Origin of the sequence: uncultured Nitratireductor sp., assembly GCF_913053745.1 — a bacterium.
GTDB lineage: Bacteria > Pseudomonadota > Alphaproteobacteria > Rhizobiales > Rhizobiaceae > Nitratireductor.
In genome coordinates this window covers 1-5,036 of sequence record NZ_CAJXGF010000227.1, presented here as the reverse complement: position 1 = coordinate 5,036, position 5,036 = coordinate 1, and the positions used below count along the sequence as shown (strand labels likewise).

Here is a 5,036-nt window from a genome sequence, read left to right as displayed (position 1 = left end):
GGCATTTCGTGCCCAGGGTACGGCAGGAGGCGAAAAAGGTCGCCCATGCCGGATCCGGGGTCACCGGGCGCCTGGTGGACACCTACACCAACATCCAGACGGTCAAGCTGTTCGGATCGCGGCAGGAGGAAAACCGGGGGGCCCTCACAGCCTTCACCGGTTTTCTCCTACAGCTCAAGCGGTTCACCCGGGTTCTGACCACGATCCGCGTGGTCATGAACATCCTCAACGGAACGATGATCTCGCTCGTGGCGGCTCTGGCTCTCAGTCTCTGGCAGCAGAACGCGATCTCGACCGGGGACGTGGCCTTCACGCTTGGTCTGGTATTGCGTATGCACTTTTTGCTGAACCGCCTGTTCGGTCAGCTCAATGGCCTGTTCCGAAATATGGGAACGATTGAGGACAGCGCCGAAACCATCGTCAAACCGGTCGCCGTCCAAGACAGGCCGGATGCGCCGGACCTGGTCGTCTCAAAAGGGCGGATCGCATTCGAGGGCGTGCAGTTTCATTACGGCAAGGCCGGCGGCGTCATCGATCATCTGGACCTGACCATCGAGCCGGGCGAGGTTGTGACCATTCTGGGGTCGAGCGGTTCGGGCAAATCGACGCTGATCCGCTGCATCAACGGGCTGGAGGCCGTATCCGGCGGGCACATCACTGTCGATGGCAATGATGTGTCCACCAAGGCCGGGCTTGCGGTGGCGCGACGCCGCTCGGCGACGGTGTTCCAGCTCTTCAACCTCTATCCGCACATGACGGCGCTGGAGAACATCACGCTGGCGCCGATCAACGTTTTGAAGAAACCGCGCGCAGAGGCCGAAGCACGGGGGCGCGAACTCCTGAAGCTTGTGGGGCTCGCCGATCTCGCCACGGCCTACCCGCAGCGGCTTTCGGGCGGGCAGCGCCAGCGTGTCGGCATCTGCCGGGCTTTGGCGATGGACCCGCATTATCTGCTGCTGGACGAGGTGACGAGCGCACTCGATCCGGAAATGACGGGCGAGGTGCTGGACATTCTGGCCGAGCTTGCCCGCAGCGGCACGACCATGCTGTTCGTGACCCATGAGGTCGAGTTTGCCCGGCGCATTTCCAGCCGCATCGTTTTTCTGGAAAAGGGCGAACTTATCGTCGACATGCCCACCGAACGTTTCTTTGCGGAGGATGGCGGCTTTGCTGTGCCGCGCATCCGCCAGTTCCTCACCAAGATGAAGAAAGACTGACGCGTGATACTTCTTGCCAATTGCGAGGCCGAAGCCGGATTTTCCGAATCCATTGCCGACCTGAAGAACGGAAAATCCGCCGTGGATGCACTGGTGCGCGGCATCGGCTTCGTGGAGGCCGATCCGAAGGTGCGCAGCGTCGGTTATGGCGGCTGGCCCAACATGCTGGGCGTGATGGAATGCGACGCCGGCGTGATGGACGGGACGACCCGCGCCGTGGGCACGGTGGGCGCCGTGCCGCGCACGCTGCATGTGGCCGCGCTCGCCTGCGAGGTGATGCGCCGGCTGCCCCATGTGATGCTGACCGGAGAGGGCGCTCGCAGGTTTGCAGATGAAATCGGTTTCAATTCCGATGACATGCTCTACCCGGACAGCAAGCGCGTCTGGTGGGAAAAGCTCGATGGCCTGATGACCGAGGAACAGAAGGGCACTTTCCCCGACACGCCTCTGGCGGGGCTTCTGGGGGCGATCACCGATCCGGAACGGGTGCGCGACACCACCGTGTTTCTGGGGCAGGACCAGACCGGTGGGATCGCGACCGTCACCTCGACCTCGGGCTGGGCGTGGAAATACCCGGGCCGCGTGGGCGACAGCCCGATCCCTGGTGCAGGCTTTTACGCCGACAGCCGCTATGGCGCGGCGGCCTGCACGCATACCGGCGAGATGACCATGCGTTCTGCGACGGCGCACGCAATCGTTCACGGCATGAAATGCGGTCTGCCTCTCGATGATGCGATCCAAAGCGCAGCCGACGACCTGCTCGCGCTCGACACCGGCTTTATCGGCGAAGTGGTGATCCACGCGCTCGACACGCACGGCAATCACCGTGTCGTCAATCTCCATGGCCAGGGCACTGTGGCCTACTGGTTCTGGGAGCCTTCCATGGCCGCTCCGGAAAAGCGGCAATCGCAACCGATCTGATCTGAAAAGGAGGAGTTCAATGAAATCTCTCGTGAAGAAGACCATCGTGGCGCTGGCGGCTTGTGCCGTGCTCGCCGGACCGGCGGCGGCCGGAATGCTGGATGACATCATCGAGCGCGGCACGGTGCGCATCGGCGTGTCGTTGGGTGGCGAACCCATCGGCTTCCGCGACGACAAGAACAACCCTGTCGGCTACGACGTCGACGTCGCCACCCTGCTTGCCGAGAAGATCGGCGTGCCGGTGGAGTTCACCGACGTTTCGGGCGATGCGCGCGTTTCCATGCTGGTTTCCGGCCAGCTCGATATCGTGGTTGCGAACACGTCCGCAACGCTCGCGCGCGCCAAGGCGGTAAGCTTCTCGATCCCCTATAACCGTGCCGGCTTGCGCATCATTGCCCAATCGGACGCGGGGATTAACAGTCTTTCCGATCTCGACGGCAAGCGGGTCGTCGTGGGGCGCGGCACCACGGGTGAAACCTTCCTGAAGCGCGAAGTGCCGGGTGCGGAACTGGTCTACACCGACACATTCTCACCCGATGGCGTGCTGCTTCTGCGCCAGAAGCGCGTGGATGCCGGTATCGAGGATTCTTCCATGCTCGATTATCTCGCGGCAAAGGAAGAGGGGCTTGTGACCGTACCAGGGCTTTATTCCAACGATCCCATCGGCATTGCCGTCGCCAAGGGCGATCCGGACTTCGTGCGTTGGCTCGATATGTTCGTCTCGGACTATATCCAGTCCGGCGCTTATGAGGCGAACTACAAGAAATGGTGGGGCGAGGATGCCAATCCGCCGGAGCTGAACCCGCTCTGGTAAGCCCGAACGGCCCGCTGGCGAAACCTCGCCGGCGGGCATTTTCGTCAACCCGTGCTGCGCTCGACGAAACGGGTGCGCAGTTCGTGCACTTCCGGATGATCGCGATAGCCAGCCGGATCCTTCAGAAACATCGAAATGCCATGGATCAGCTCCGCCTTGTCAAAGCCGATCGAGGAAATGTCGAAGGCGTCGAAATTGGCGTTCACCACCGCGTCGAACCCGTAAAGTCGATAGTCGCGGGGCGGCTGAAGACCGCGCCGTCTCAATCCGTCCATCATGCCCATGGCCATAGCGTCCGACGTGCAGAAAATCGCATCGGGAAGACTGGCTGCGTCGATGCTGCTGGCGAGGGTCAGGCCCGACGCATAGGAATAATCGCCCTGCAGTTCCTGAACGAGATCGAGCCCCGCTCCGGCGCAGATGTGCCGATAGGCCTGAATGCGCGCCTGCTCGACAAGCGAGGTTTGACGACCGGTAACCAGCGCGCCGGTTTTCGCCCCACATTTCAGTGCACGCGTCACCGCCTCGCGAATGCCCGCCGCCTCGTCGATGGTGATGTAGGCGGATTTGGCGTCGAAGCGCCCGTTCAGCATCAGCACATTGTCGCTGTGGAAGAGCGTGCGCACGCCTGCAGCATCCGCGAAATCGGAAAAGACGAGCGCTGCGTGAACGTGAAACGCGGCGCTGTTGCGCAGGAAATCCTCGATCTTCTCGGTGTTGCCGACACGGATGATGACGGCCTGCTTGCCAAGCGCCTGGATCGCTTCGAGCAGCGGGTCGAACAGGTCGAGGTCGGAAAGATCGGTGATGTGGTTGACGATGACCGCCACCATGTCGAGCGAATTGGTGGCCAGGCCACGCGCCAGCGGGTTCTGGTTATAGCCAAGCTCCGCAGCCGCTTTCAGAACGCGTTCGCGCTTCTCGCGCGAGACCGGGCGGCGCTCCGGCGAAAGCGCGCGGGAAACGATTGCCGGCGCCACGCCCGCCCGCTTCGCGACATCGGCAATCGTTGGCCGTTTTGGTCGCGCGGGTTTGTCTTCGGGCATGGATTTTTCCGGTTTTCTTGTCATGTTCTGAGCTTCGCGGCCTTATGCCATCAAACACGAAAGAATTGAAATGATATGTTGTTTTGACATCGGCGGGTCCAAGGCCGTCGTTGCGGAGATGGGTGCCGACAACAGGCCCGTCATTCGTGACAGGCAGCCGACGCCCGCGCGCGACTATGACGCGTTCCGCCAAACGGTGAAGGCGATGGCGGGTGAGGGCGATGCGCCGGTCGGCATCTCCATCGCGGCGGTGATCGATCCCGTGACCGGGCTCGCGCGCAGCGCCAATATTCCCTGCATCACCGGTCGCAACGTGGCCAACGATCTCCGCAAGACGCTTTCGCGCCCGGTCTACGTCATCAACGATGCGAATGCTTTTGCGCTCGCCGAAGCGCAGACGGGCATTGGCGTCGGGCACCGGCAGGTGCTGGCGGCGATCATTGGAACGGGCATTGGCGGTGCGGTGGTGATCGATGGACGGGTGGTGACGGGCGCGACCGGCAATGCCGGCGAATGGGGGCACGGCCCGGCAAGCGCCATGCGCACGGGAACCGTGCTGCCGGCCATCGAATGCGGCTGTGGCCAGGTGGGATGTGTCGATACGCTGGGGGCCGCCCGTGGCATCGAGCGGCTGCACCGGCACCTGCATGGCATTGAAAGCGACAGCGTGACGATCCTTGCGCAATGGCATGCGGGCGAGGAATGGGCGACACGCACCGTCGATGTGTTTCTGGACATTGTCGGCGGTGCGCTGGCCAATATGGTCAACATGGTCGATCCGTCCATCATCCCGATCAGCGGTGGGTTGGCACAGGACGAAACACTTATTGAAGCGCTTGATGCGGAGGTGCGTCAGCGCTGTCTGATCGAACGGAGCGAACGCCTCCTCGTTCCGGTTCGGGGCGGGGCTGAAAAGGCGCTGGTGGGCGCGGCGATTTTTGCAACGGAGGCACACAATGCGGGCGACACTTGAGGTTTGCGTGGACACGCTCGAAGGCGTCGAGGCCTGCGTCGAGGGTGGAGCGGACAGGATCGAAC

Annotated in this window: 5 protein-coding genes; 4 read left to right on the top strand and 1 reads right to left on the bottom strand. The window is 62.6% G+C overall.

Annotated elements, in window-relative coordinates:
* The 3 genes from QZ638_RS22500 to QZ638_RS22490 form a co-directional block, all read left to right on the top strand.
* The coding region (locus tag QZ638_RS22500; protein WP_295814802.1) for an ATP-binding cassette domain-containing protein at nucleotides 1-1,217 on the top strand (1,217 nt) is incomplete at its 5' end.
* Nucleotides 1,218-1,220: 3 nt separating this feature from the next.
* Entirely contained in the window at nucleotides 1,221-2,138 is a 918-nt protein-coding gene (locus QZ638_RS22495) for an isoaspartyl peptidase/L-asparaginase (protein WP_295814800.1), read from the top strand.
* A 19-nt stretch (nucleotides 2,139-2,157) separates the two neighbouring features.
* Nucleotides 2,158-2,952: a transporter substrate-binding domain-containing protein gene (locus QZ638_RS22490; protein WP_295814799.1), complete on the top strand. Its 795-nt coding sequence runs from the start codon at nucleotides 2,158-2,160 to the stop codon at nucleotides 2,950-2,952.
* A gap of 44 nt (nucleotides 2,953-2,996) precedes the next feature.
* Here QZ638_RS22490 and QZ638_RS22485 read toward each other — a convergent pair whose 3' ends face one another.
* On the bottom strand, nucleotides 2,997-3,998 hold the full coding sequence (locus QZ638_RS22485) for a LacI family DNA-binding transcriptional regulator (protein ID WP_295814795.1): 1,002 nt from the start codon (nucleotides 3,996-3,998) through the stop codon (nucleotides 2,997-2,999).
* Nucleotides 3,999-4,068: 70 nt separating this feature from the next.
* Between QZ638_RS22485 and QZ638_RS22480 the strand changes: the two genes are divergently transcribed.
* Entirely contained in the window at nucleotides 4,069-4,971 is a 903-nt protein-coding gene (locus tag QZ638_RS22480; RefSeq protein ID WP_295814792.1) for an ROK family protein, read from the top strand.
* The last annotated feature ends 65 nt before the right edge of the window (nucleotides 4,972-5,036 follow it).